Source organism: Paraburkholderia eburnea (assembly GCF_002917095.1).
Taxonomy (GTDB): Bacteria; Pseudomonadota; Gammaproteobacteria; order Burkholderiales; family Burkholderiaceae; genus Paraburkholderia; species Paraburkholderia eburnea.
In genome coordinates this window covers 204645-228083 of sequence record NZ_PQGA01000006.1, presented here as the reverse complement: position 1 = coordinate 228083, position 23439 = coordinate 204645, and the positions used below count along the sequence as shown (strand labels likewise).

Genomic DNA, 23439 nt, shown 5'->3' with positions numbered 1-23439 from the left:
ATGAGCCCAATCGAGCTCGAATAGTCCTGGCCAAGAGTCGGGCCGAATATACCCACCGGATTTACGACGGCGAGCTTGGGTGTGTCGTCCTGCGCAACAAATTCCCATGCGGCTCTTTCTGCGATGGTCTTGGACCTGATGTAGGGTGTGGACGTCCGCACCGGACATATCGGTCCAGTCTGCCTCCGTAAAGGGAGCCGACCGGGTTGGATGCCCGTAGCCGATCGCGCCGAACGAGGACGTCATTACGACCCGCTCGACACCGGCGTCGCGGGCAGCGCAAAGAACGCGCAACGTGCCGTCGCGGGCAGGCCCGGTTAAGGCGTCTGCATCCTTCGGCTGCGCGGACGGAAAGGGGATGCCACGTGCAGAACGTACTGGCATCCGGCGACGGCTTGCGGCCAGCCTGCGTCGTCGCCGAGATCGGCAGCGAAAAACGAAAGCTGCCCGATCTCGTGGCCAATGCCACCCGTCGCCAGCATTGCCCTGACTTCCTTCTCTCGCTCTAGCCGGCGAACTGTGGTATGAACGTCGTGACCCGCTCTGAGAAGCTGAACGATTGTGTGACTGGCAACAAAGCCTGTGCCCCCGGTTACCAAAACCCTGCTCATCCTGATTTCCTCCTGTCGCTCGTGGATACAGACCGGTACACGACTGGAATCGCGAAACCGCAGGCGTGAGTTTTTCGTGTTGTATGCTTGCTGGCAAGCAGGATGATCACGGAGGCATCCGTCGCGTTGCTGCCCGTTTTCCGTTCGCTGCACGATTGGGCCGATCGCTATGGTGCGGCTTTGCTCGCTCGACGCGCGCTTCCAAAACCTCCGCGAAAGAACGGGAGCAAGACGCCGAAGGGCTGATCTTGCTGGGCTGCCACTCTCACAACGCGGACGCGAGATCTCACTTTCGGAAATGGACGACTGGAAGGGTACTGAACGATATGTAATCGTCAGCGCCGAGAGAAAGTCCGTAGTCGAAGAATAAGCAGACGCTCGAATGTCCTGGCTGGCGTGATTCCAGTGCCCGGCACCGGCCGCTGTGCAACACCATCCACGCATTTACCACCAGCGTTTGAAGTCGGCGAACTCGTCGCGATGGAGCTGCGCCAGAATGGCCATCTTCCCGACAAGTCCGTTGGGATGCCTCCTGCTACCCTCGAAAGACAACTGAGCCCCAACAGTAGACTTCAAAACACGCAACACTACCCGGCGTTCAATGTCGAACAGCTCCGGATTCGCACAATCGTCTGCAGCCAAACCTTTCACGAAAGAGTCCCAAGTCGGACACGCTATCCAAACCCGATCAAGGAAGTTCAGCCGCTGGAGGAGTTGGTTGGCTTCTGTGGTTACGTTTCAGCACATTGACGGAAGATGGTCGTCCGTCTCCATCCACAACCTCTATGCCGATGCGAAACGGCCTTTGACGTGCAATTCTCACGGGCACGACCTCTTGGGCGGCTCCTTAAACGTGGCGGCAAGGGGAGTTATTGACGGTTTTGCTTCGTCGTCGCAATCAGGTCGGCAATCGAAGCGCGCGGGGTTCCGATCTACACGGAAAAGATAGAGATTAAAGACCTCCCGCATATTGCCGTTAACAAATAACTGTGCCCAAGGAATGAGAGGACGGGGAGTGGATTGCAATAGGAAAAGAACGGGAATTAACGCATTGGTGATGATCATGGGGTGCTCGTTGGTAGCTCAGGTAGCCCATGCGAGCAAGGAGACCAAGGTCAATCCCGGCGCTGAAGCCCATAGCGCCAAGAGCCACCACGTCCATCAACCCCCTCATCCTATGGTCGTGGCGTGGTCACACGAACACCGGAGGCCTGAGCATTTACAGCACGTGGGGCGAGCGAAACACGAGGAACGTGCGCAACACACGCGAGTGGTGATGGCCCATCCAGGGGCGCGCAGATATATGCATCGTGTGCGGATTCAAAAGCACCCGGTGCACCACGGTCTATGGGCACAGCGAGAGGTCCACTATGTTCAACGGGCGTCGACCGTTCAAGAACCGTGGGCCGCCCAGACACGACACGCTCCCACGTGGGTTCTACCTCAAGTCTGTGATCAGGTGTTGAACTACACCGGCGCGTGCCAACCAGCGGTCCTGGAGAGTTTGCGCGTTCTCGGTCTCCAGGCGCCTGATGTGGAAGACCGCGAACAGATGGCCCAGCATCTCCAATCGATTCTGGATCACGAGGGGTTGGAACAGGCGCAGGCCCAATGCCAATCTGTGTTGGTTGAAGATCAGCAAAAGATTGGGGGGCTTCAAACGCTGTTGGCTCGAGCCCATGTCGTCCCCTCGGATGACTGCTCCCAGGAGATCCAGACTCTCGCGGCCCAGCAACTGATGACTCAGACCACGGTGGTCCAAGCCCAGTCTGTGCCCGTCGCCACCGGCGCGTCTGATGTTGCCCAGGCCCCCGTGGCCGCATCCGAACGACCGAACGTACAGCCATAAAAACAGCTCTGTCAGGTTGACAGAGGAGTGACGCTGGCATTGCAGTTGTCGATCCAGTGGCAGGATGCTCATACTGTTTGTAATGTCGAAATTCGACAGGCGAACGGGTTGCCGCCGTTTGCCGTCCATGAAGCGGTGCAGGGGGCGTTGATCGCTTGGCCGGTAAAAAGGCGGCAGGCCCTCGAATGGGTCATATCGACCCACACCGGTCAGCCGGTCTCCTCGATAGCAGTCGTTCGAACCGGGACCAAAAGTCTGGTCGGTCCCGATCCTCGGTGCGTGCTGTAACTGCTAGCGAGTCCGATCGCGACGTATCATCGCCGACAGGATATCCGGCGATTCGTGGACTCTCCTTGATTCGCCGAGTGCTGTAGCCATACCAGTCATGCCCGTATGGCACATAGACTCGCACATTAAATCCTTGCGCAAGCAAAGCGTCACGCAGCGGTTAACACACCCCAAGTAACATCTGGAATTCAAATTGCGACCTGTCGATTTGCTCGCGTTGCAGCCAGTTGGTCAGTGCATCGATTAATTGTGCATCGTGCGTTGCAATGCCGACGAATGATCCCGCCTGAATAGCTGTCGAAACGTGCCGAACGAAGTGTGAGTTGATCGCGGCCCGATCCATCGATGCGCCCTGGACAAGATGCTCCTTCGCCTCCGCGTAAATCCCCTTGCAAATACGCATGCGACTCTTGCGTGCCTGCAATGGAACTATGTCATCGTTTGTGCGCGTCAAATACGCTTGTATTGCGATTCCGATTTGATGCCCGTCGGATTCGAGATTCAAGAACGCGTCGAGCGTTTTCTGGGTGCAACTGATGTCTTCCATGTCGATGCACGCTCTGATCCCCTTCGATGTTCGGAGTGCCCGGCGACATGGCGGCGATCCAGAAAGTTCTCCTGCTGCGCGACGAGCAATTCCAAAGTGTCCCTTCCCACATCATCGACGCTGCCCATGAGCGATTCCTCAGGTACGTAACAAACCGATGGCGACGATTCACCGATTGCCCCGGAACCCAATTGTTAAAGACGCCGCGTGCATCTATGTGCAGTTCAATATCCAGAGCCCGATATCCCGATGCGGCATTGGGACTTCAGTATCCCAATTCTCGCCCTTTCGGCATGCCGAGATTAGATGCGTCGCGCATAAACTGGATGTGCCTGCAACGTTATCGTTAAAAATCATCATCGCGCCACAGCCATGCAGTTTTGATTTTGATATTATCTCGGCGTTATCAGGCAGGATTTTGTTCGCTGATTTGCCTTATTTACCGATGAACAGATTTTTCGGTCAAATTTTCCTTTTTCAACGAATAAGACGCGCGGTTCCGGCCATTTGTGTTCGCAGCGACCGGGAGCGCGATTTACGCATGATCGGGGTAACGCATGGCTTCCCAGGCACTGGACAAGGCGCTGAGCACCGGCTACTCGCAAGCTGACGTCTCGCCAAACTCGACAAGCCAGTAGGCGACGACTGGCTGCCGTTGCGGCGACCCAATCGTGTTGCCGAACCTATAAGCGCGCAAGCCGTTGCAAGCGCAAGTGTGCAACGAAGAAGATGGAAAAGCATGGACATGACCGACTTGGCTGACGCGATCCGCGGCGGCCTGATCCAGCAGGACCGCCTGATTAAGACGGATATTCCCGCGTTGCCGGACAATGCTCTTGTGCCCCGCCGGGCGGTGACGTATTCCGAGCTGGGCCGGGACTTCCGCGTCACTCTCGACATGGTATCCACGGCCAGCGACATTGAACTCAAGAAGCTCATCGCGCAGCCGATGACGCTGTGGGTTCAGCAGGCGGATAAGTCTTACCTCCCAGTCAATGGATACATCCATACGGCCCGCAGACTTGGCGGAGATGGCAGCCTGTCCAGCTATCAGTTAATTTATGCGTCTTGGATGCACTTCCTGCGATTCCGCAGCGACATGCGGTACTGGCAGGATCAATCCCCGGACGCGATCATCACCGACGTCTTCAACCAGCACCCGCAGGCCCGCGGGCAATTCCAGTTTGCCCTGTCGAAGCCCTTGCTCCAACGCTCGTATTGTCGCCAGAGCGAGACGGACTGGAATTTTGTCCATCGGCTGATGGAGGAGGAAGGCCTGTTCGGCTTCTGGCGGCAGGCCGAAGACGGTAAATCACATACGCTGGTCGTGACCGACGACATTTACTCGCTCGACGAGGTGTCACCGAATCCAGTGAAGTTTTGCCGAGAAGGCACAGGCAGCGAAACGGATGCATTTACGCAATGGTCTGGTGCCCGGACGCTTCAGAGTACGTCGTATACGACACGTACGTTCGACTACAAGGCCCCCACCTCAGCCGTCAATCCCAAAGGCACATCACTACCGACGATGGCGGGCCAGGGTGACTTGCCCGAGCAGACCGAAGTTTATGAATATACCGGCGCGTATACTTACCTGACCCAGGACCGCGGCGAGCATCTGTCGAAGATTCATCTGGAAGAGTGGGAGTCGCGCGCAAAACGGTTCTTCGCTGTTGGCGGCGTTCGTGGGGTTGATGCCGGACGACGCTTCGAACTGAGTGGCCATCCGGAGCACGACCGCGATCAGGCCAGCCAGCGCGAATTCGCGGCGATCAAGGTGCGCAGGTACATCGAGAACAACCTGCCGCTGTCGGCGCAGGACGCGAGCTTTCCGCATAGCCTGCAAAACGAACTGGCTCGGGCCAAGGCCGGGCACGCCGGAGAAACCGTGGCCGCCGACGACGGTTCAGCCGGGTTTTATCTGGTCGAGGTCGAAGCACAGCGCATAACGGTCCCGTACCGCAGCCCGTTCGAACACAAGAAGCCGGAGATGCACCTGGAGACGGCCATCGTTGTCGGGCCGTCCGGCGAAGAGGTCTACACGGACGCACTGAACCGGGTGAAGGTGATGTTCATCTGGGACCGCCTGAATCCGGGGGACGCAGGCGCGTCGTGCTGGGTGCGGGTGGCACAGTCGGACACAGGCGGCGGCTATGGAAGCGTCCACGTCCCAAGGGTCGGTGAGGAAGTGCTAATCGGCTATGTCGGCGGGGATTGCGACAGGCCAATAGTCCTGCATCGCGTCTACAACGGAAGCGTGCAACCGCAGTGGCACAGCAACGGTATCCTGTCGGGCTACCGGTCGAAGGAGTATTCGGGCTCCGGTTACAACGAAATGGTCCTCGACGATGCAACGGGGCAGAATCGGGCGAGATTGTTCAGCAGCACGGCGAACAGCCAGCTTCACTTAGGTTACCTGATTGACCAGAGCGGCAATACCCGTGGCTCGTATCTCGGCTCCGGATTTGCCCTGACGGCGGATTCATACGGTGCGGTGAGCGCCGCGCAGGGGTTGTACGTAACAACGTATCCGAAGCAGGCGAATAGCCAGCAAATGGACGTGCGCGAAGCCCAGCAGCAGCTCATCAGTTCCGAAAGTACGATAGAGGCGTTGTCGCAGGCAAGCCAGCAGCATCAGGCGGAAAGTCTCAGCGCGGGTCACGACGCGCTGAAGACGTTCACTGACGCGACGCAAAGCAGCGCACAAGGCTCGCAGTCGAGCGGCAACACAGCGGGCGGCGGCACGGGCAGCGCAAACGCGTTCAAGGCACCCGTGATGCTGGTCGCAAGCCCTTCGGGCATTGCCCTCTCGACGCAGCAGTCGGTACATATCGCGAGCGACCAGCAGACCAATCTCGTGAGCGGACAAAGCACGTTCATCGCGAGCGGCAAGTCACTGGTGGCGAGCGTGGCGGAGAAGATAAGCCTGTTCGTGCAGAACGCCGGGATGAAGCTCTTCACGGCTAACGGAAAAGTCGAAGTACAGGCACATTCCGACAACATCGAACTTACGGCGCAGAAGACGGTAAAGGTCCTGTCGGCGACGGAGAATATTGAGGCAATTGCCAAGCAGGAAATCCTGCTGACGTCGGGCGGCGCTTATATCCGGATCAAAGACGGCAACATCGAGATTCATGCGCCGGGCAAGATCGACATTAAGGGCGCGCAGCACAGCTTTAGCGGCCCCACAAGGCTCGATGAGAAGTTCCCGTCGTGGCAGAACACTGAAACGGGTCGCGCGATGGATTTTTCGGGCTGACGTTGTTTGCGGTCGATGATTGTCAACATGATGAATTGAATAAGGAAAGTGTGTGGCGCAACAACCAGAGCAATCGCCGAAAGTTGAAAGCTGGGCATATCCCTTTCCACTGAAGGCGACAAACAGCGCGTCTGCACCTGAGGCGTATCTGGCGGCGCTCGCTGCAGCCGAAGATGGTTTTTATCCGATCGGTGCAAACGGGCTGTGGCACGGGGGAATCCACTTCGGTGCCGGGACCGCTGGCAAATTTGCTCAGGATGGCGGAGTGAAGTGTATTGCCGACGGTGAAGTCGTCGCATTCCGTCTTGATTCGAAGCTTCAGGGTCAGGAATTGGCCTATCCGGATGGAAGCAAAGCGGGCTATTCGAAGGGATTCACACTGGTGCGGCATCGGCTCGTCTTGCCAACGCCGCCTTCACAGACTGCCAATGTGAATGGTTCTCCCCAGAATGCCCCTGCTTCTGCGCCCCCGGAGGATGTGCTGACGTTTTTCAGTTTGTATATGCACACGCTCCCGCTGGAGGGCTACAGCGCGAGCACGCCCGCTCAGGGCCACGCGAAGACATTGCCTGCCTACTATGGCGCCAGTGAAATTTACAGCGTCGGCGACAAAGCACACGATCCGCGCCTGAGTGCCGATGGACATCCGGACAATAACGTTACCGGATTGCGCGTGCGGGCGTCGTCCTCGGCCCACGCCGCTGTGGTGGGTTGGCTGGCATCCGGTACGAAAGTTAAGGTCGGGCAGAAGCACGGTGGATGGGGAAAGATCGCAAGCTTCGTTTCGGGTACGGTCGAGTCTTACAAGGAAGGCAGTTCCGTGCCTGCGAACGCTTCGTCTGGTTGGGTCTTCTTAGGGGAGATGGCAAGGGAAGCGCAACCGTCGGCGGTAGACCAGGTCTACATCCTGCCAAAGCCTTACAAGATTTCGGCGGGCGAGACGGTAGCCTATATTGGCGAGTACCAGCGTCTCGTGGAGGCGCGGGCACACCATACGTTACCGCCCAAGCTCGGCGAACGTCCATTGCTGCATGTCGAGGTATTCACGGGAGACGATCTTGAGGCGTACATCTTGCGCAGCCGCACGCGTGCGCAGCAGCTTGATCCGAAATCGCGCAGCCTGTTGCTGATTTCGAAGGGCGCCAAACTGGTGCAGCCATCCTCCCCTGATACATCAATCCCGAGCGGGACTACCGTCAAGGCGGCGCCAGATTCGCCCAACAGCGGGCCGTGGTGCAAGGTTCAGAAAGTTGATGCGTCCGGCCATCCGATTGCTGGCCCGGCGATCTGGATCGCGCGTTCTGACTTGCAATCCACTGGTGCCCGCCAGGGCTGGAGCCAGTTCCCGCTGAGCGTGCAGTCTGCTGGTGGGTCCGCTGCCGCGTGGACACGCGTAGCCTATACCGCATCAGCCCAGCACTTCGTTGAGGCGGCAAACAAGACATGGTATGCGGTCAGTATTGCAGACGAGAACAACGCGCAGGTCGATGGCTGGGTGTGCGATCACGGGCATCCGCTTGTTGAACTGAAGAGTCCATGGGACTGGCCGGGATTCGACATCGTGAGTCTGGGCGCATCGGTCTCGGATATGTTTCAACGCGCCCTGTTCATCGCCGATAGCGGCACACCGGACGAGATCACGCGCTTCGAGAATGCATTCAAGAGCGCACGTTCGGACGCAACCATCGCGAGGCTGGAAGATGCTATCGATGGTCAGGGGCAAAATGACGGCAAGATTACCGCGGACGAACTGCAACTAGCACTTGGCAAACCATGGCTCGCGGACCGCATCGACCATCTGATCGTTCGATACGAAAGTGAGTGGGGCGGTGAGATGAGCAAATGGGATGCGCTGGACTCGCACATGCACGCGGGGCTGCCCGTCTGGCAGGCAGAAAAGAAGCGTATCGATGCTCTGCGGTTCTGGCCCAGTGTGGCATCGATCGACAAGTTTCCATCGTCGGCCACTGTTTGCCATATTCATCCGCTCGGGATCGCCGGAAATTTTAAGGGTAGTGGGTTCAGATTTACCATCGAGCAATTGAAACACCTGTTCCCGGACGCGTCGAATCAGGATATTCAGGCGGTCGTGGACGAGTTAAATGCCCATATTGATCTTTACCAACTCAATCGCCCCCTACGTCGTTGCCACCTTTTTGCACAGATACAGGAGGAAGTCGGGACATCGCTCAGTGTGCCCGTTGAAAGCTTGAATTATTCGTCATCGGCGTTGACGCTTTTCGGATATTTTGTAGCTAATCCTCACGAAGCGACTCTTTACGGTCGAACACACGACCATCCGGCAGACCAAGCAGCAATCGCAAATCGGGCATACGCAAATTCCGATAGCAACGGCGGTGTCGCGACCGGGGACGGGTGGAGCTATCGCGGTCGCGGATATATTCAGTTGACGCACCGTGGGGGATATCGGCGGTTTACAACATGGAACCGAGCCAATCGATCTAACTGGCCCTCCGAGGCAGATGTCGATTTCGAGGCTAACCCTGATCGCGTAGCCGAGATACGATATGCGGTTCGATCGGCGTGTTTTTTCTGGGTAAGCAATGGCCTGTACGAAAAAGCGGACGCTGGATCGACTCCGGACAATGTTGACTCGATATCAAAATCAATTAATCCCGGTCTCTTTAAGAATCAGGATGCGAAAAAAAGGGAGATCATCCAGGATCGGAGGGATAATTTCGCGAGAATTTTCAATTGGGGAGGATTTAATGAATAGCCGAGCAAATTTGTTAGCCATGGCGGCGATTTTGATCGTTAGGGGCGGCATATCTTTAGCGCATGCAGGTGAGCATGATTCGCTCTGCGCCGAAAATGAGACAGTCTATTTTTCGTGCAAGATTGAGCATTCGCAGAACTACGCATCGATCTGCGCAAAAGACAATATGTCTTCGGATTCTGGTTATGTTCAATATCGTTTCGGTCGAAATCGCGACGCGGCATTTAAATTTCCCGATGCCAAGGTGCCTCCGAATGATCTTTTCCATATTCAAATCATCAATCACTTTCGCGATGGAATTGGGAAGCATGTGATATTCAAGAATGGCGCCTATACCTATGTGGTCTCGAACGCTGTTCAACCGCCCGAAATTGGTATTTTTAGAGATGGAAAACTAGTCACAACAAAGAGTTGCGAGTTTGATGGTGGATTTTCATCGATTAGTAACCGCGCCGACTACGGAATCAAGCAAGGGGAAAAGTCGCAATTGGATACGTTCGATGGAAGTTGAGTTAATTACTGATTCGAGGTCGAAATATGGCTGCAGGATTAATGAGTATACGTGATGATATCGGGCGATATCGCTGGGTGCGCGCCAGAAACGCCGACAAACAGCAATTGAGCCCAATGAGCGGCATATCGTTACTCACTTTGAATGAGCAATAACCCTTGCAACGTTACCTGATTCTCAACGGCGACAAGACTACAGCGAACGGAACGGTAGTCGCCGCACCGACGACGATCCAGTTCATGGGCCGCGATGTCGCACACGAAGGCGATGACGTGCAATGCCCCGCATGCCATACGACGGGCAAGATCAAGTGCGACGGTCCGCGCCAGGTGATGAGTGCGCCCGATGGCCGGCACGCCGCGTTAAGTGACGATCTTTGCACCTGCAAGTGCGATCCGTCGCCGAAGCTCGTGGCTTCGCAACAGTCGATGTCGGTCGACGCTCGATAACTGAGGGCGTGCGCAACCCTTATGACAAAGGTTGATGATCGTATTCCAAGGATTCGCGCCTATCTTGCGGCTGATGGATTCAGCCTGCTGGATGAGGAATGGTGCGGCACGTTCAGCCAGTATCGTTTCCGATGCACGAACCACCATGTCTCCGCCCAACTCGGGGCAAGTCTTCTACGTCGCCTTCGCGGAGTGCGCGGCGCATTGGTATGCGAGCAGTGCTGGATTGAACAGCTCATGACCCGCTTGCATGACGCTGCTCATGCGGCAGATGGCCGATGTTTGAGCAATCAGTACGAGAGCAAGAGCGCGAAGTATCCCTTCGTCTGCGCGGTGGGGCACAAGTTCGAAGCATCGGCAGCGTCAGTTTTGGACGGGCGCTGGTGTGCCACTTGCTCAAGCGAAAGGCGTGCCGATTGTCGCCGCTATCAGGGTGGGCTGCAACCGATACAGGACCGAGCCCGCGAATTTGGTGGCGAGTGTCTATCGACGGCCTACAACGGACGGATGGCTAATTACCGGTTCCGATGTGGTCACGGGCACGAATGGGAAATCGCGGGCATGGAGGTCATGCGCGGAACGTGGTGCTCGGAGTGCTTCGTCGATCGGATGCGGCGGCAGAACGGGATGACCGAACTTCAGCAGGCGGCTAAAGACCGCGGCGGCGAGTGTCTATCGACGGAATATACCGGTGTTCGGAACACATATCTGTTTCGATGCAAGGACGGGCACGAATGGTCGATGCACGGCTTTCACATTCTCGTGGGCGGCTGGTGTGCCATCTGCCGCATGGAAGAACGGCAGCGGTCAGGCCTCGAACGGATGCGGACCATCGCGAACGAGCGTGGCGGCATCTGTTTATCCGGCGCGTATATCGACAACAATACGAAACTTGAGTGGGAGTGCGCGCGTGGTCATCGCTGGTGGGCGCGCCCAAGGCAGGTGGGGTCCGGGAACTGGTGCGCGCAGTGCAGTTTCCTGTCGCAGATTACGCAGGAAAAGACTCGACGGAAGCGCCGCTACGAACCGTCCGGGCCTGTCGAGGTATAGTTTCCTGGATTTTTCGCCCTCCAGCGCGTTAGTCCCTCACGGGAGGGGCTACTTGAGCGTACTCACCTGCTTCGGGACGCACGAACCGCCTGGCGAGCTGGGAAATTGGCTGAATTAGCTCTGCTGACGAGGTTTGAATCTACTCAGAAGCAGGAGTGACCGCTCATGGCCGATCCCGGACAACGCCGATCTTCCCGACGCAAGCTGATTTCGGTGTCTCCGTCACATCGACGGCCGAAAGGCCGGGCCGCCGCTGGTTTTCCTCATGCCCCGTTGCGCGATTCGTTTCCAGCTTGGTCGCGTGAGCCGCCGCTTTGGCAACGAGCGGGTCCGCCATAGAGAGCGGTATCCGGTACATCGATTAATCAGACTTATCGACGCGCTGTGCGTCCAGAAGCACATATCGGTACCGGGCCCAACAAATTCAGGGTCCCTCCACCGGGTTGACTTGCTTCGTCGGCACGAACAGACTCTGCTCACCATCGATCAGCACGGGAGCGGACTTGGCCAACCCCGATCTCGACCCGCAGTCCGCGCACGTCATCGCAGCGCAGGCAAGCCCGTGCGACAAGCTCGTCATCCACGCACAGCCCACCACCGTCGACCGCCCGTGCCGGCGCAAGCGCCTCGCGCTGGCCGCGACGATTCTCGGTTCGAGCATGGCCTTCATCGACGGCTCCGCCGTCAACGTCGCGCTGCCATCCATTCAACGCGAACTGGGCGCGAGCATCGCGGCGATGCAGTGGGTCGTCAACGCCTATTTGCTTTTTCTCGGCTCGCTCGTCCTGGTCGGCGGATCGATGGGTGACACGCTCGGGCGCCGCACGGTGTTTGTTGCGGGCATCGCGCTCTTCACGCTGGCGTCGGCGGCTTGTGGATTGGCGCCGAATGCGTCGGCGCTGATCGCGGCTCGCGCGGTTCAAGGCGTCGGCGCGGCGCTGCTCGTGCCCAGCAGTCTCTCGATCATCGGCGCAGTGTTCGACGCCGCCGCTCGCGGACGCGCGATCGGCACCTGGGCAGGCGTCGGCGCGATCACGTCGGCGGTGGGGCCGGTGGCGGGAGGCTGGCTAGTCGACGCGTTCTCGTGGCGTGCGATCTTTTTTCTCAACGTCCCCGTTGCCGTGCTGACGATTGGATTGGCGCTGGCGTCGGTGCCCAACAGCCACAAAATCGATGCGCCTCGTGAACTCGACTGGCCTGGCGCGCTGAGCGCGGCAGCGGGACTCGCCGCGCTGACGTTCGGCCTGACCGAAGCGTCGGCGCGTGGCTTCGCGCATCCATTGGTGTTCTGCGCGATCGGCTCGGGCGTGCTCGTGCTCGGCGCTTTCGTGATGATCGAATCGCGCAGCGCCAACCCCATGATGCCGCTCGACGTGTTTCGCTCGCGAGATTTCACCGCCGCCAATCTCGTCACGCTGCTGCTTTACTTTGGACTTGGCGGTGCATTCTTTTTCCTGCCGTTCACGCTGATCCGCGCGCACGGCTATAGCGCAACCGAAGCGGGCGCGGCGCTCCTGCCGGTGCCGGTAGCGATTGGTTTGCTATCGCGTTTCACCGGCGGCTTGACGAACCGCTTCGGTTCGCGCGCGCTTTTGAGCGCTGGCCCCGGCGTCGCCGGCATCGGTTTCGCGCTGCTGGCCCTGCCGTTCGTGCGCGGCGGCTATTGGACTGGCTTTTTCCCTGCGCTGATCGTGCTCGGGCTTGGGATGACGATCACGGTTGCGCCACTGACGACGGTCGTCATGAGTTCGGTGTCGAGCGAGCGCACTGGCGTTGCGTCCGGCATCAACAACGCCGTTGCGCGTGTGGCGGGTCTGCTGGCGATCGCCGTGCTCGGCATCGTGTTCGTGTGGTCGCACCACGCGGCGTTATCGGCCCGCCTCGACCCCTTGCACGTGCCGCAGGACGTTCGCCCGGCCGGGCAGTTGCCGGAGCCGGACGACCGGAGCGCGAGCGCAGTGGGCGAGGCCCATACGCCGATGGACCGTGTGGACGTCGACGCCACTATCGACGCCATGCGCGCCGTCGCGGCCGTATCCGCTGCGTGTGCGTTCGCCGCAGCGGGCATTGCGGCGGCAAGCCTGCGACCTCAGCAACGGCTTCGCTGACGATTTGTAAGAGCGCGGTGGTTTGGTCCACGTCGCCCGAACCATCAGGCAAGCCGATGTTTGAGATCGCAAATTGCGAGTTTTCTTATGTGCTGGTCATTTATACGATGTCCCTTATCGGCATGGCGTTTTTGCCGTTTGCGCCGCGCGCACATCTGGAGGAGCGATGGAACATAAGCCCCGCACGCAGGACGAAAAACTCGAGGTCAAGACGACGACCTGCTACATGTGCGCCTGCCGCTGCGGGATTCGCGTTCACCTGCGCGATGGCGAGGTTCGCTATATCGACGGCAATCCTGAACATCCGCTGAATCAAGGCGTGATTTGCGCCAAAGGCTCGTCGGGCATCATGAAGCAATACTCGCCCGCGCGTCTCACCCAGCCGCTGCTGCGCAAGCCCGACGCCTTGCGCGGTACCGCGCAATTCGAGCCGATTTCCTGGGAAGCCGCGTTCGACCTGCTGGAAAAGCGCCTCGCCCATTTGCGCGCGACGGACCCGAAGCGGTTCGCGCTGTTCACGGGCCGCGACCAGATGCAGGCGCTGACGGGGCTGTTCGCCAAACAGTTTGGTACACCGAACTATGCAGCGCATGGTGGGTTTTGCTCGGCGAATATGGCGGCCGGAATGATCTATACGATAGGCGGATCGTTCTGGGAATTCGGTGGCCCGGACCTCGATCGCGCGAAGCTCTTCTTCATGATCGGCACGGCAGAAGATCATCACTCGAATCCGCTGAAAATCGCCATTTCGAAGTTCAAGCGTGCGGGTGGCCGCTTCATCGCGATCAATCCCATCCGCACCGGTTACGCGGCCATCGCCGACGAATGGGTGCCGATCCGTCCCGGCACCGACGGTGCGCTGTTCATGGCGCTCATGCGCGAGTTGATCGAAAGCCATGCATACGACCGCGAATTCGTCGAGCGTTATACCAATGCGGGCGAGCTGATCGATATGCGGCCCGATAGCGATAGCTATGGCCTCTTCGTGCAGGACAGAACGGTTGAAGTGCGCAATCCACTCTTTCCGCAGAATCATATGTGGTGGGACGTCGCGGGCCAGCGCGAGGTCCCGCATCACACACCGGGCGCGCGGCCCGCGCTGGAAGGGCGCTACACGCTTGCGGACGGCACGCCCGTCGCACCGTCATTCGAGTTGCTGCGCGAACAGGTCGCCAATTGCACGCCGGAATGGGCGGCGCATATCACGGGTATTCCAGCAGACACGATCCGCCGTCTGGCGCGGGAAATGGCCGATGTCGCACGCGATCATAAGGTAACCTTACCGATTCCGTGGACCGACGCCTGGGGCGAGCATCACGATTGCGTGACGGGCGCACCCATTGCTTTTCACGCCATGCGCGGGCTTGCCGCTCATTCAAACGGTTTCCAGTCGATACGTGCGCTCGCGGTGTTGATGTCGTTGCTCGGCACCATCGACCGGCCAGGCGGCTTCCGGCACAAGTCGCCTTATCCGCGCGCCGTGCCGCCCTCGGCGAAACCGCCCAACAGCCCCGACGACGTAAAGCCGGATACACCACTCGCGAATGGCCCGCTTGGCTGGCCCGCCGCACCGGAAGATCTTTTTGTCGACGCCAACGGGCAACCCGTGCGGATCGACAAGGCATTCTCGTGGGAATATCCGCTCGCCGTGCACGGTCTGATGCATAGCGTGATTACGAATGCCTGGCGCGGCGACCCCTATCCGATCGATACGCTGTTGATCTTCATGGCCAATATGGCATGGAATTCGTCGATGAATACCGTCGAAGTTCGCAAGATGCTCGCGGACAAACACGAGAGCGGCGAGTACAAGATTCCGTTCATCGTCGTGTGCGATGCGTTCCAGTCGGAGATGACTGCTTTCGCCGATCTGATCCTGCCCGATACGACGTATCTCGAACGCCACGACGCGATGTCGATGCTCGACCGGCCGATTTCCGAATTCGATGGTCCGGTCGACTCCGTGCGCGTGCCCGTCCTGCCGCCAACGGGCGAGTGCAAACCGTTTCAGGAAGTGCTCGTCGAACTGGCCGGCCGCCTGAAACTGCCTGCTTTCACGACGCCGGAAGGCAAGCGCAAATACCGCGACTATCCAGACTTCGTGGTTCATTACCAGACGGCGCCAGGATCGGGCATAGGCTTCCTGATGGGCTGGCGCGGCGAGAATGGCGAAAAGGCGCTGGTTGGCGAGCCGAATCCGCAGCAGTGGGAGCACTACGCGAAACACCATTGTTTCTATCACTACTCGTTGCCCGAATCGCTGCAATACATGCGCAACGTCAACGGGCCTTATCTGCAGTTCGCCGTTGAAAAGGGCTTTCGCAAATTCAACGAGCCGATTGTCATCGCGATTTACTCGGATGTGATGCAGAAATTCCGGCTCGCCGCGCAGGGCAGGACGAAGGGGCGCCAGCCGCCCGAGCACTTGCGCGCGCGCATCGAAAAGTACTTCGATCCGCTGCCATTCTGGTATCCGCCACTCGAACACGATACGACCGATCACGCGCGTTTTCCGCTCGCGGCCGTCACGCAGCGGCCAATGGCGATGTACCACTCGTGGGATTCGCAGAACGCCTGGCTGCGCCAAATCCACGGCGAAAACTATCTCTACATGAATCCGCGCACGGCGGCCGCGCAGGGCATCGCGGACGGCGGCTGGATTTACGTCGAATCGCAATGGGGCAAAGTGCGCTGCATGGCGCGCTATAGCGAGGCGGTGGAACCCGGCACGGTCTGGACGTGGAACGCCATCGGCAAGTCGGCGGGCGCGTGGACGCTTGGAGCCGGTGCCAACGAATCGCAACGCGGCTTCCTGTTGAACCACCTGATCGCCGACGAGCTTCCGCTCAAGCGCGCAGATCATGCGCGCACGTCGAACTCCGATCCGGTTACGGGGCAGGCGGCGTGGTACGACGTGCGCGTGCGCATTTATCCGGCGCAAGCGGATGCCGACCACACGCTGCCGCAGTTCGCCACGATGCCCGCATTGCCGGGTGCAATCGGCACAATCGACACTGGCACGGGTGGGCTGATTCATCGCGTCGTACAGACCTATTTTGCCGGGCGCGGCGAGTTTGCCGCGCGTCTTGCGAAGGCCACACAGCGTAAATAATCGGGGGGCAGGCGATGACACAGATGGCGCTCGTGATCGATCTGAACGTCTGCGTGGGTTGCCACGCGTGCGTGACGAGTTGCAAGGAATGGAACACCTCGGGCGAGGCGGGCGGTCTGGCCGATTTTCGCCCGTATGACGCTGATCCGTCGGGCACGTTTTTCAACCGTGTGCAGACGTTCGAAGCCGGCGAATTTCCATTGGCCGACACCATTCACTTCCCGAAATCCTGTCTGCACTGCGAGGATCCGCCGTGCGTGCCGGTCTGTCCGACCGGGGCAAGCTACAAGCGCAAGGAAGATGGCCTCGTGCTGGTCGATTACGACCGCTGCATCGGCTGCAAATACTGCGCCTGGGCCTGCCCCTATGGCGCGCGCGAAATCGACGAAGCGCGCAAGGAAATGACCAAATGCACGCTATGCGCCGATCGCATCTACAACGAGGCGCTGCCCGAGCGCGACCGCAAGCCTGCGTGTGTGCTGGCGTGCCCGACTTCGGCGCGCCTGTTCGGCGACATCCACGATCCCGAGTCGGTCGTGTCGAAGGCGATCCGCGAACGTGGCGGCTATCAACTGATGCCGGAGTGGGAGACCCGTCCGTCGAATCACTATTTGCCGCGTCAGAAAGTGACGTCGTGTGGTGATGGCGCGTGTTCGTGCAAGACATCGGGTGAAACAGCGCCTTCGACACTCGAAGCGCAGGTTGAACACGGCACGCTCAATCTCGCGTCGATCGCCACGCGCGCTTGAGTGCGATTGATTACCACGCCTGAATCGAACAGTGGAGAGCGGTATGAAACCGGCATTTTCAGTGGTGTTTCTCACGACGCTTAGCGGCGCGGGTCAGGGGTTGCTCATCGCGCTAGTCGGCGTTGAACTGGCGTTACGGCTAGGCTTCGGCAATGGGGCTACGGTTCCGGCTGCGTTTTATGTCGTTGGCGCAGGGCTTTCGTGCACGCTGGGCGCGTTGGGACTCGTTGCCTCGTTTTTTCATCTCGGCCATCCCGAGCGGGCATGGCGGGCCATTGCGATGTGGCGTACCTCGTGGCTTTCGCGCGAATGCCTTTGTCTGCCGGTATTTCTGGCCTGTACCTTTGCGTATGGCCTCGCGCATTTAACAGGCGCATCGTTTTCCTTCGCAATAGGCGGCGTGGCGGTCGTGACCAGTGTGCTGCTTTTCGTTTGCACCGCGATGATTTACGCGTGCCTGCGCTTTCTTCAGGAATGGGCGACGCCGCTCACGCTGGTCAATTTCCTGCTGCTTGGCTGCGCATCGGGCTTTACGCTTGCAACGGCATGCGCCGCGAGATTCGCGCCGGTCATGACCGTGCCGCTCGCCATCTGCGCATGTGCGTTGACGCTTGCCGGCTGTGCATCGCGCACGGCGTCGCTCATCCGCAATGCCCGCCTGCGCCCGAAATCAACGGTGCAAAGCGCGACGGGTATTCGCGCGGAACATGTCGAGCAGAAGTCGCGCGGATTTACCGCCGGCGCTTTCAATCTGCGCGAGTTCTTTCACGGCAAGACACCGCGCGCGCTGACCCGCATCAAATGGACGTTCCTGCTAGCGGCATTTCTCGCGCCTTTCTGCCTCGTGGCGATTGGCGGCGGCGTGCGATCCGTCGGGCTGTCGTTCGTGCTGCTTTGCGCGGCGGCGCTCATCCAGTACGCAGGGCTGGTGGCGGAGCGGTGGTTTTTCTTTGCCGAGGCGCGGCACCCGCAGAATCTTTACTACCAGCGCTCCTGATGGAAGAGCGCTAGCCGCCCAGCGCAATAATCGCCATCGTCAACACGGCGCCCAGCAACGTCATGGCGAATCCCGCTTTCATTGCGCCGGCACCCGTGTAGCGTCCGAGCGCAAAGCCCGCGCCGAACAGCATGGCAAGCGTGAGCACGCGTGAAATGATGAGCGCGATGACGTGATCCTTCACGAGGAGAAGGGGCAGCGCGACCGGAAATGTCGATACGACGACAAGCAGAAAAATGCCGGCTGCGCCAATAAAATCGTCCCGTCTGAAATGCGCGCGGGGCGGCAGCGTAGGGGCTGCGGCCAGGCGCGCGCGAATCAGTTCGAGTTCATCGTCTTCGACGAGCGGCTCAAGCGCCTTCGGCAACGCGTCGCGCAATGCCCGCACGGCTGCGGCGCGATCCGGTTCGCGCTTCACGGTCAGCGCAAGGCTCAGGCGCTGCCCGCGATCCGCGAGCGTGCGCACGAGAAACATCACCGCATCGGCGAGGCCCCACGCGAGATTGCAGCCGAGCGCCGCCAGGAACAATTTGCGGCCCGTGTCTTCTCCCGCGGTGACGGCCTTGATGGCGCCAACGAAAGTCAACGCCATGAATAGCCCGAAGCACAATTCGGTCACGCGATCGACGGTATTGAGTACGGGCTCGCGCTTTTCGGGCACCGGTTCGCGCGTCGGTGTAGTGGTGTTCATAGGGCCTCGTGCGAGCGGGAATCAGCCGTTCTGCCGTTCCTTATCCGGACGGATAGCTGCAAAAGATACGCCATTGCGCCAAATGGCTCGCTGAACCGGACTGCGGCAGGAATTTTTCGCGTTCGCCACAATATCCGTGCGCCTGAAACGTCTTCAGGTCCATGGAACCGCCACCCACCTCGCAGCCGATGACCGACCGAGACAGCGAAATCACCGCGACCGTGGTGCGTGAGCGCACGAGGCTCGTCAATTTCATCCGGCGCCGGATCCGCGATCAGGACGATGCCGAGGACATTCTGCAGGATGTGTTCCACGAATTCGTGCAGGCCTACCGGCTTCCCGCGCCGATCGAACAGGCGAGCGCGTGGCTGTTCCGCGCCGCGCGCAACCGCATCGTCGATCGCTTTCGCAAGAAGAAAGAGCAGCCGCTCGCCGACCTGTCCAAGCCGGAGGACGAAGCCGACAGTGAATATCGGCTCGACCTCGCCTTGCCGGCGCACGATGCCGGCCCTGAGGCGCTCTACGCTCGCAGTCTGTTGCTCAAGGCCCTGCAGGAAGCGCTCGACGAGTTACCGCCGAATCAACGTGAGGTCTTTATCGCGCACGAACTGGAGGGGCGCTCCTTCAAGGAGCTGGCTGCGCAAAGCGGCGTCGCGCTCAATACGCTGCTTGCGCGCAAACGCTATGCGGTTTTGCATTTGCGCGCACGTCTACAGCCCATTTATGACGAACTGGATATTTAGAGGAGCAGAAGGATGAAGTTTCGAATCAGATGCGCGGGTAAAGCGCTGCTTGTGCTGGTTGCCATAGCCGTGCTGGGCTGGGTGGTCATGATGCTCTGGAACTGGGTGGTCCCGGCGCTCTTCGTTGGCGCCCGCGCGATCGACTTCGCGCACGCGTTGGGCCTGCTGGTGTTGAGCCGCATTCTGTTTGGCGGATTTCGCGGGCACGGCGGCGGGCGCTACCGGCGTCACTGGCGCAAATGGGAAGCGATGACGCCCGAGGAGCGGGAGCATTTCCAGTCGGCATGGAGAGCGGGACGCGCACGGCGCACGGGAGACGAAGCATGAGCGGGAAATCAACCACTCACTGCAAACAGAAGCCGGGCGTGATTGCGCCAGTCGTCGACCTGAAACGCTGCGAAGGCAAGGGCGATTGCCTTGAGGTCTGCCCCGAGAATGTGTTCGAGGTCCGGCGCATCGATGAAGCCGATTACCGCGGCCTCGGTTGGGGGCATCGCCTGAAACTGCGGGTGCACGGCATGAAAGTCGCCTATACACCCAACGCACAGGCGTGCCAGTCATGCGGCCTGTGCGTGACGGCGTGCCCTGAACGCGCGATCAAACTGGCCAGAGCGGCATAGTCTTATCGACGGAAACTCGCGACTGGAACTCGCGCGTTGGGCCGTGCAGCGGATACAGGGCAGCGAATGCCGCGCAGCGTGCGTTGCGCGGCCCGGCAGCTTACTGGCCGAAGTAGACGGGCTTCATGCCGTCGTAGGCAGGACGCTCGGCGACAGGGGCAACGCGGCCGCCCGAGGCAGTGGAGCCGTCCGCGACGCCGCCAACGGCGCTATTTTGTGCTGCGACCTTGGCCTCGGCGGCGAGGATGTCGTCGGGGTAGTGCGGATCATTGCCGCGTGCGGGGCTATAGCCGGCCTTTTCGAGCTGCGCCAGTTCGGCGCGAACCTGCGCACGGGTAACCGGGCCATTCGACTGGGCGAACGATACAACCGGAACGACGAGGGCAACAGCAACTGCGACGGCTTGAATAAGGGACTTCATGATGACAACCTCCAGTGTTTTGGTGTTCGGTGCGCCGTTTCGCCGCAACCGATGACGAAAGTCTAGGAGTTTGCTTGCCTGGGGTTAACCATGATTTCGGGAAGGAATACTTTCATCGCGCGGAAAGATCCGCCGTCGCTGGCGCGAGCCTGATCGCTCCCCATGTCGAAGTTCCAGATCGCCGATAACGCAAACGACAGCGACTTTTCTAAAAACGCCAGTGACGTTTGCGTCCCTGCTGGATGCCGCTCTTCTTCTATTGCGCCCCTTTATGGCGGCCTCTACTGAGGCGAACGGCAGCGCCACGTCCCGCTGCGCTGCCGTTCTCAACCAGAGGACGTCATGCGAACTGCTTTTGCCACTCCAGCAACGGAACCCCGCGCGAGCGCTGCGGCGCGGCTTGAGCGCCTGCCGTTTTCCGGCTATCACAAGCTGATTTTCACCATCATCGCGCTCGCGTTCTTCTTCGATTCGGTCGACCTGGGCACGATGACGTTCGTGCTTGGCTCGATCAGAAAAGAGTTCGCGCTTTCGACTGCACAGGCCGGGCTGGTCGCCAGCTCCAGTTTCTTCGGCATGACGCTTGGCGCCGCCGTGGCGGGACTGCTCGCGGATCGCTTCGGACGGCGGCCGGTGTTCCAGTGGAGCATGGTGCTATGGGGGATCGCCTCGTACCTCTGCTCGACGGCGCATGACGTGAATATGCTGATCGTCTATCGGATCCTGCTGGGTTTCGGCATGGGCATGGAGTTTCCGATCGCCCAGGCGCTGCTTTCCGAGTTCGTCCCCGCCGCGAAGCGTGGCCGCCTGGTCGCGCTGATGGACGGCTTCTGGCCGCTCGGTTTCATCACTGCGGGGATCGTCGCTTACTTCGTGCTGCCGACGCTCGGATGGCGTACCGTGTTCGCGCTGCTCGCCATTCCCGCCGCGTTCGTGCTGGTCGTGCGCAGGATCGTGCCCGAATCGCCTCGCTGGCTCGAACATCGCGGACAACTGGCCGAAGCGGACCGCGTCGTTGCGCAGATCGAGGCCAGCGTGATGCGATCCGCCGGACTGTCGAGCCTGCCGCCGCCCGCGCGGCTTCTGGAGCCGACGCCCCCACGCGGGCGCAGCGCGCTTCGGGAGATCTGGAGTCCGACGTACCGGCGCCGCACCGCAATGGTGTGGTCGCTCTGGTTCTTCGCGCTGCTCGGCTTCTATGGACTGACTTCGTGGCTCGGGGCGCTGTTGCAGCAGGCGGGATTTGCACTCACGCAGTCGGTTTTTTACACCGTGCTGATCTCGCTTGGCGGCGTCCCCGGCTTTCTCTGCGCGGCGTGGCTGGTCGAGGTCTGGGGCCGCAAGCCGACTTGCGTGGTCTCCCTGCTGGGCGGCGGCGTGATGGCCTATGCATACGGTCAAACCGCGTTGCACGGCGCAAGCATTCCGATGCTGCTTGGCACGGGCCTCGTCATGCAATTCTTCCTGTTCGCGATGTGGGCTGCGCTTTACACCTATACGCCCGAACTCTACGGCACTGGCGCGCGCGCGACGGGTTCGGGGTTTGCCTCGGCGATCGGCCGTGTCGGCTCGCTGATTGGCCCCTACGCGGTTGGCGTCGTCTTGCCGCTTTTCGGGCAGGGCGGTGTGTTCATGTTAGGCGCGTTGTCGTTTGCCGTCGCTGCGCTCGCCGTCTGGACGCTAGGCATCGAAACAAAGGGCTTGTCGCTCGAAGCGCTCACATCGTCAGGGGAAGACGCTGCTGCATTGCCGGTTGCGGGCAACGAGGTCTGGAAATAGCGGGTGAACTGACGCGCGGCTCGCCGTCGCGACGCGCGCCGGGGCCGGGTGATATCCTCGACGTTCCCCTGTCTTTGAACCAGAGCGACGCGCAATATGACGGCGTCGCGCACATCCTCCATGAGCATCGATCCCGCAGTCATTGCAGCTTTGGCTCCCAAAGGCGTCCTGCGCGCCTCCATCAATCTCGGCAATCCGATTCTCGCGAACCAGGATCCGGTCAGTGGCGAACCGTTTGGTGTGTCGGTCGATCTTGCGCGTGATTTCGCCGCGTATCTGGCCTTGCCGCTCGAACTCGTGGTGTTCGATGCCGCCGGCAAATCGGTCGAGGCCGTGAGCGACGAGCGCGCGGATTTCGGCTTCTTCGCGATCGATCCGAAGCGCGGCGAGACGATCGCGTTCACGGCGCCGTACGTGCTGATCGAAGGCTTCTATCTGGTGCGCGAGGACTCGGATGTTCGCACCAACGCCGACGTGGACACGGCGGATCATCGCGTGGCGGTCGGCAAGGGCAGCGCCTACGACCTCTTTCTCACGCGCGAACTGAAAGCGGCGCAGATCGTGCGCGCGCCGACGTCGCCAGCGGTCGTGCAAACCTTTATCGAACAGGGGCTTGAAGTGGCTGCGGGCGTCAAACAGCAACTACAGGCCGACGCAAGCCGCATTGGCGGGCTCAGGCTGCTGGACGAGCGCTTCATGGTGATCGCCCAGGCGATGGGTGTTGCATGCAGCCGGGGGCAAGCGGCTGCGGCTTTGCTGGCGGATTTCGTCGAGCAGAAAAAGGCGTCGGGGTTCATCGCCGAGGCGCTTGCGCGGCATGGCATCCAGGGGGCTTCGGTTGCTCCGGCAGCTTGAATGCGTGGGCGCACGGTCGCAATAGCGGCACGACGAACCGAGGCCGGCCGGCAACCCCGACAA

General features: G+C 60.1%; 20 protein-coding genes. 15 read left to right on the top strand and 5 right to left on the bottom strand.

What is annotated here, in order from left to right:
* Positions 1 to 317: 317 nt before the first annotated feature.
* The 3 genes from B0G62_RS32180 to B0G62_RS14410 form a co-directional block, all read right to left on the bottom strand.
* Positions 318 to 611, bottom strand: coding sequence for an NAD-dependent epimerase/dehydratase family protein (locus B0G62_RS32180; RefSeq protein WP_244193245.1), 294 nt, complete (start codon positions 609 to 611; stop codon positions 318 to 320).
* Between the two features lie 1438 nt (positions 612 to 2049).
* The gene (locus B0G62_RS14415) at positions 2050 to 2589 is read right to left on the bottom strand and encodes a hypothetical protein (protein WP_103704876.1); all 540 of its coding nucleotides are present in this window, start codon (positions 2587 to 2589) and stop codon (positions 2050 to 2052) included.
* 319 nt (positions 2590 to 2908) lie between these two features.
* Positions 2909 to 3295 (bottom strand): proline dehydrogenase family protein, encoded by a 387-nt coding sequence (locus tag B0G62_RS14410; protein WP_244193244.1) that lies wholly within the window; start codon positions 3293 to 3295, stop codon positions 2909 to 2911.
* A gap of 157 nt (positions 3296 to 3452) precedes the next feature.
* Between B0G62_RS14410 and B0G62_RS31260 the strand changes: the two genes are divergently transcribed.
* The 10 genes from B0G62_RS31260 (at position 3453) to B0G62_RS14365 (ending at position 18267) form a co-directional block, all read left to right on the top strand.
* Positions 3453 to 3905, top strand: a complete 453-nt coding sequence (locus B0G62_RS31260; RefSeq protein WP_146055281.1) for a hypothetical protein — start codon at positions 3453 to 3455, stop codon at positions 3903 to 3905.
* Positions 3906 to 4034: 129 nt separating this feature from the next.
* Complete coding sequence (locus B0G62_RS14405) at positions 4035 to 6554, top strand: type VI secretion system Vgr family protein (RefSeq protein WP_103704875.1); 2520 nt, start codon at positions 4035 to 4037, stop codon at positions 6552 to 6554.
* Between the two features lie 52 nt (positions 6555 to 6606).
* Positions 6607 to 9291 (top strand): hypothetical protein, encoded by a 2685-nt coding sequence (locus B0G62_RS14400; protein WP_146055280.1) that lies wholly within the window; start codon positions 6607 to 6609, stop codon positions 9289 to 9291.
* Complete coding sequence (locus B0G62_RS31255) at positions 9284 to 9802, top strand: hypothetical protein (protein ID WP_146055279.1); 519 nt, start codon at positions 9284 to 9286, stop codon at positions 9800 to 9802. The genes B0G62_RS14400 and B0G62_RS31255 overlap by 8 nt, the downstream gene beginning before the upstream one ends.
* 158 nt (positions 9803 to 9960) lie before the next feature.
* Positions 9961 to 10251, top strand: coding sequence for a PAAR domain-containing protein (locus B0G62_RS14390; protein ID WP_103704872.1), 291 nt, complete (start codon positions 9961 to 9963; stop codon positions 10249 to 10251).
* A 21-nt stretch (positions 10252 to 10272) separates the two neighbouring features.
* The gene (locus tag B0G62_RS31250) at positions 10273 to 11301 is read left to right on the top strand and encodes a hypothetical protein (protein WP_146055278.1); all 1029 of its coding nucleotides are present in this window, start codon (positions 10273 to 10275) and stop codon (positions 11299 to 11301) included.
* Between the two features lie 503 nt (positions 11302 to 11804).
* The gene (locus tag B0G62_RS14380; RefSeq protein WP_103704870.1) at positions 11805 to 13409 is read left to right on the top strand and encodes an MFS transporter; all 1605 of its coding nucleotides are present in this window, start codon (positions 11805 to 11807) and stop codon (positions 13407 to 13409) included.
* A 166-nt stretch (positions 13410 to 13575) separates the two neighbouring features.
* Positions 13576 to 16521 (top strand): molybdopterin oxidoreductase family protein, encoded by a 2946-nt coding sequence (locus B0G62_RS14375; RefSeq protein ID WP_103704869.1) that lies wholly within the window; start codon positions 13576 to 13578, stop codon positions 16519 to 16521.
* 14 nt (positions 16522 to 16535) lie between these two features.
* Positions 16536 to 17270, top strand: coding sequence for a 4Fe-4S dicluster domain-containing protein (locus tag B0G62_RS14370; protein ID WP_103704868.1), 735 nt, complete (start codon positions 16536 to 16538; stop codon positions 17268 to 17270).
* A 43-nt stretch (positions 17271 to 17313) separates the two neighbouring features.
* Positions 17314 to 18267, top strand: a complete 954-nt coding sequence (locus tag B0G62_RS14365; RefSeq protein WP_103704867.1) for a dimethyl sulfoxide reductase anchor subunit family protein — start codon at positions 17314 to 17316, stop codon at positions 18265 to 18267.
* A gap of 10 nt (positions 18268 to 18277) precedes the next feature.
* On the opposite strand, the gene B0G62_RS14360 is transcribed toward B0G62_RS14365, so the two are convergent.
* A complete protein-coding gene (locus B0G62_RS14360; protein ID WP_103704866.1) occupies positions 18278 to 18958 on the bottom strand; it encodes a hypothetical protein in 681 nt (226 codons plus the stop codon).
* A gap of 161 nt (positions 18959 to 19119) precedes the next feature.
* Here B0G62_RS14360 and B0G62_RS14355 point away from each other — a divergent pair, with 161 nt between their 5' ends.
* Genes B0G62_RS14355 through B0G62_RS14345 form a run of 3 tightly spaced genes read left to right on the top strand, consistent with a single transcriptional unit; the run spans position 19120 to position 20321 of the window.
* Complete coding sequence (locus B0G62_RS14355; protein ID WP_181315584.1) at positions 19120 to 19701, top strand: RNA polymerase sigma factor; 582 nt, start codon at positions 19120 to 19122, stop codon at positions 19699 to 19701.
* Positions 19702 to 19713: 12 nt separating this feature from the next.
* Entirely contained in the window at positions 19714 to 20028 is a 315-nt protein-coding gene (locus B0G62_RS14350) for a hypothetical protein (protein ID WP_103704864.1), read from the top strand.
* Positions 20025 to 20321: a 4Fe-4S dicluster domain-containing protein gene (locus B0G62_RS14345; RefSeq protein ID WP_103704863.1), complete on the top strand. Its 297-nt coding sequence runs from the start codon at positions 20025 to 20027 to the stop codon at positions 20319 to 20321. Before B0G62_RS14350 ends, B0G62_RS14345 begins: the two co-directional genes overlap by 4 nt.
* A gap of 100 nt (positions 20322 to 20421) precedes the next feature.
* On the opposite strand, the gene B0G62_RS14340 is transcribed toward B0G62_RS14345, so the two are convergent.
* A complete protein-coding gene (locus tag B0G62_RS14340; protein WP_103704862.1) occupies positions 20422 to 20742 on the bottom strand; it encodes a DUF4148 domain-containing protein in 321 nt (106 codons plus the stop codon).
* A 342-nt stretch (positions 20743 to 21084) separates the two neighbouring features.
* Between B0G62_RS14340 and B0G62_RS14335 the strand changes: the two genes are divergently transcribed.
* Together B0G62_RS14335 and B0G62_RS14330 are read left to right on the top strand one after the other, a co-directional pair.
* On the top strand, positions 21085 to 22521 hold the full coding sequence (locus B0G62_RS14335) for an MFS transporter (RefSeq protein ID WP_103704861.1): 1437 nt from the start codon (positions 21085 to 21087) through the stop codon (positions 22519 to 22521).
* Positions 22522 to 22641: 120 nt separating this feature from the next.
* A complete protein-coding gene (locus B0G62_RS14330; RefSeq protein ID WP_103704860.1) occupies positions 22642 to 23376 on the top strand; it encodes a transporter substrate-binding domain-containing protein in 735 nt (244 codons plus the stop codon).
* The last annotated feature ends 63 nt before the right edge of the window (positions 23377 to 23439 follow it).

Excerpts from the sequence above, each read along its gene's own strand:
- B0G62_RS32180 (WP_244193245.1), bottom strand. The coding sequence starts at position 611 with ATGAGCAGGGTTTTGGTAACCGGGGGCACAGGCTTTGTTGCCAGTCAC.
- B0G62_RS14415 (WP_103704876.1), bottom strand. The coding sequence starts at position 2,589 with ATGGACGGCAAACGGCGGCAACCCGTTCGCCTGTCGAATTTCGACATT.
- B0G62_RS14410 (WP_244193244.1), bottom strand. The coding sequence starts at position 3,295 with ATGGAAGACATCAGTTGCACCCAGAAAACGCTCGACGCGTTCTTGAAT.
- B0G62_RS31260 (WP_146055281.1), top strand. The coding sequence starts at position 3,453 with ATGGCGACGATTCACCGATTGCCCCGGAACCCAATTGTTAAAGACGCC.
- B0G62_RS14405 (WP_103704875.1), top strand. The coding sequence starts at position 4,035 with ATGGACATGACCGACTTGGCTGACGCGATCCGCGGCGGCCTGATCCAG.
- B0G62_RS31255 (WP_146055279.1), top strand. The coding sequence starts at position 9,284 with ATGAATAGCCGAGCAAATTTGTTAGCCATGGCGGCGATTTTGATCGTT.
- B0G62_RS31250 (WP_146055278.1), top strand. The coding sequence starts at position 10,273 with ATGACAAAGGTTGATGATCGTATTCCAAGGATTCGCGCCTATCTTGCG.
- B0G62_RS14375 (WP_103704869.1), top strand. The coding sequence starts at position 13,576 with ATGGAACATAAGCCCCGCACGCAGGACGAAAAACTCGAGGTCAAGACG.
- B0G62_RS14370 (WP_103704868.1), top strand. The coding sequence starts at position 16,536 with ATGACACAGATGGCGCTCGTGATCGATCTGAACGTCTGCGTGGGTTGC.
- B0G62_RS14365 (WP_103704867.1), top strand. The coding sequence starts at position 17,314 with ATGAAACCGGCATTTTCAGTGGTGTTTCTCACGACGCTTAGCGGCGCG.
- B0G62_RS14360 (WP_103704866.1), bottom strand. The coding sequence starts at position 18,958 with ATGAACACCACTACACCGACGCGCGAACCGGTGCCCGAAAAGCGCGAG.
- B0G62_RS14355 (WP_181315584.1), top strand. The coding sequence starts at position 19,120 with ATGGAACCGCCACCCACCTCGCAGCCGATGACCGACCGAGACAGCGAA.
- B0G62_RS14350 (WP_103704864.1), top strand. The coding sequence starts at position 19,714 with ATGAAGTTTCGAATCAGATGCGCGGGTAAAGCGCTGCTTGTGCTGGTT.
- B0G62_RS14345 (WP_103704863.1), top strand. The coding sequence starts at position 20,025 with ATGAGCGGGAAATCAACCACTCACTGCAAACAGAAGCCGGGCGTGATT.
- B0G62_RS14340 (WP_103704862.1), bottom strand. The coding sequence starts at position 20,742 with ATGAAGTCCCTTATTCAAGCCGTCGCAGTTGCTGTTGCCCTCGTCGTT.
- B0G62_RS14335 (WP_103704861.1), top strand. The coding sequence starts at position 21,085 with ATGCGAACTGCTTTTGCCACTCCAGCAACGGAACCCCGCGCGAGCGCT.
- B0G62_RS14330 (WP_103704860.1), top strand. The coding sequence starts at position 22,642 with ATGAGCATCGATCCCGCAGTCATTGCAGCTTTGGCTCCCAAAGGCGTC.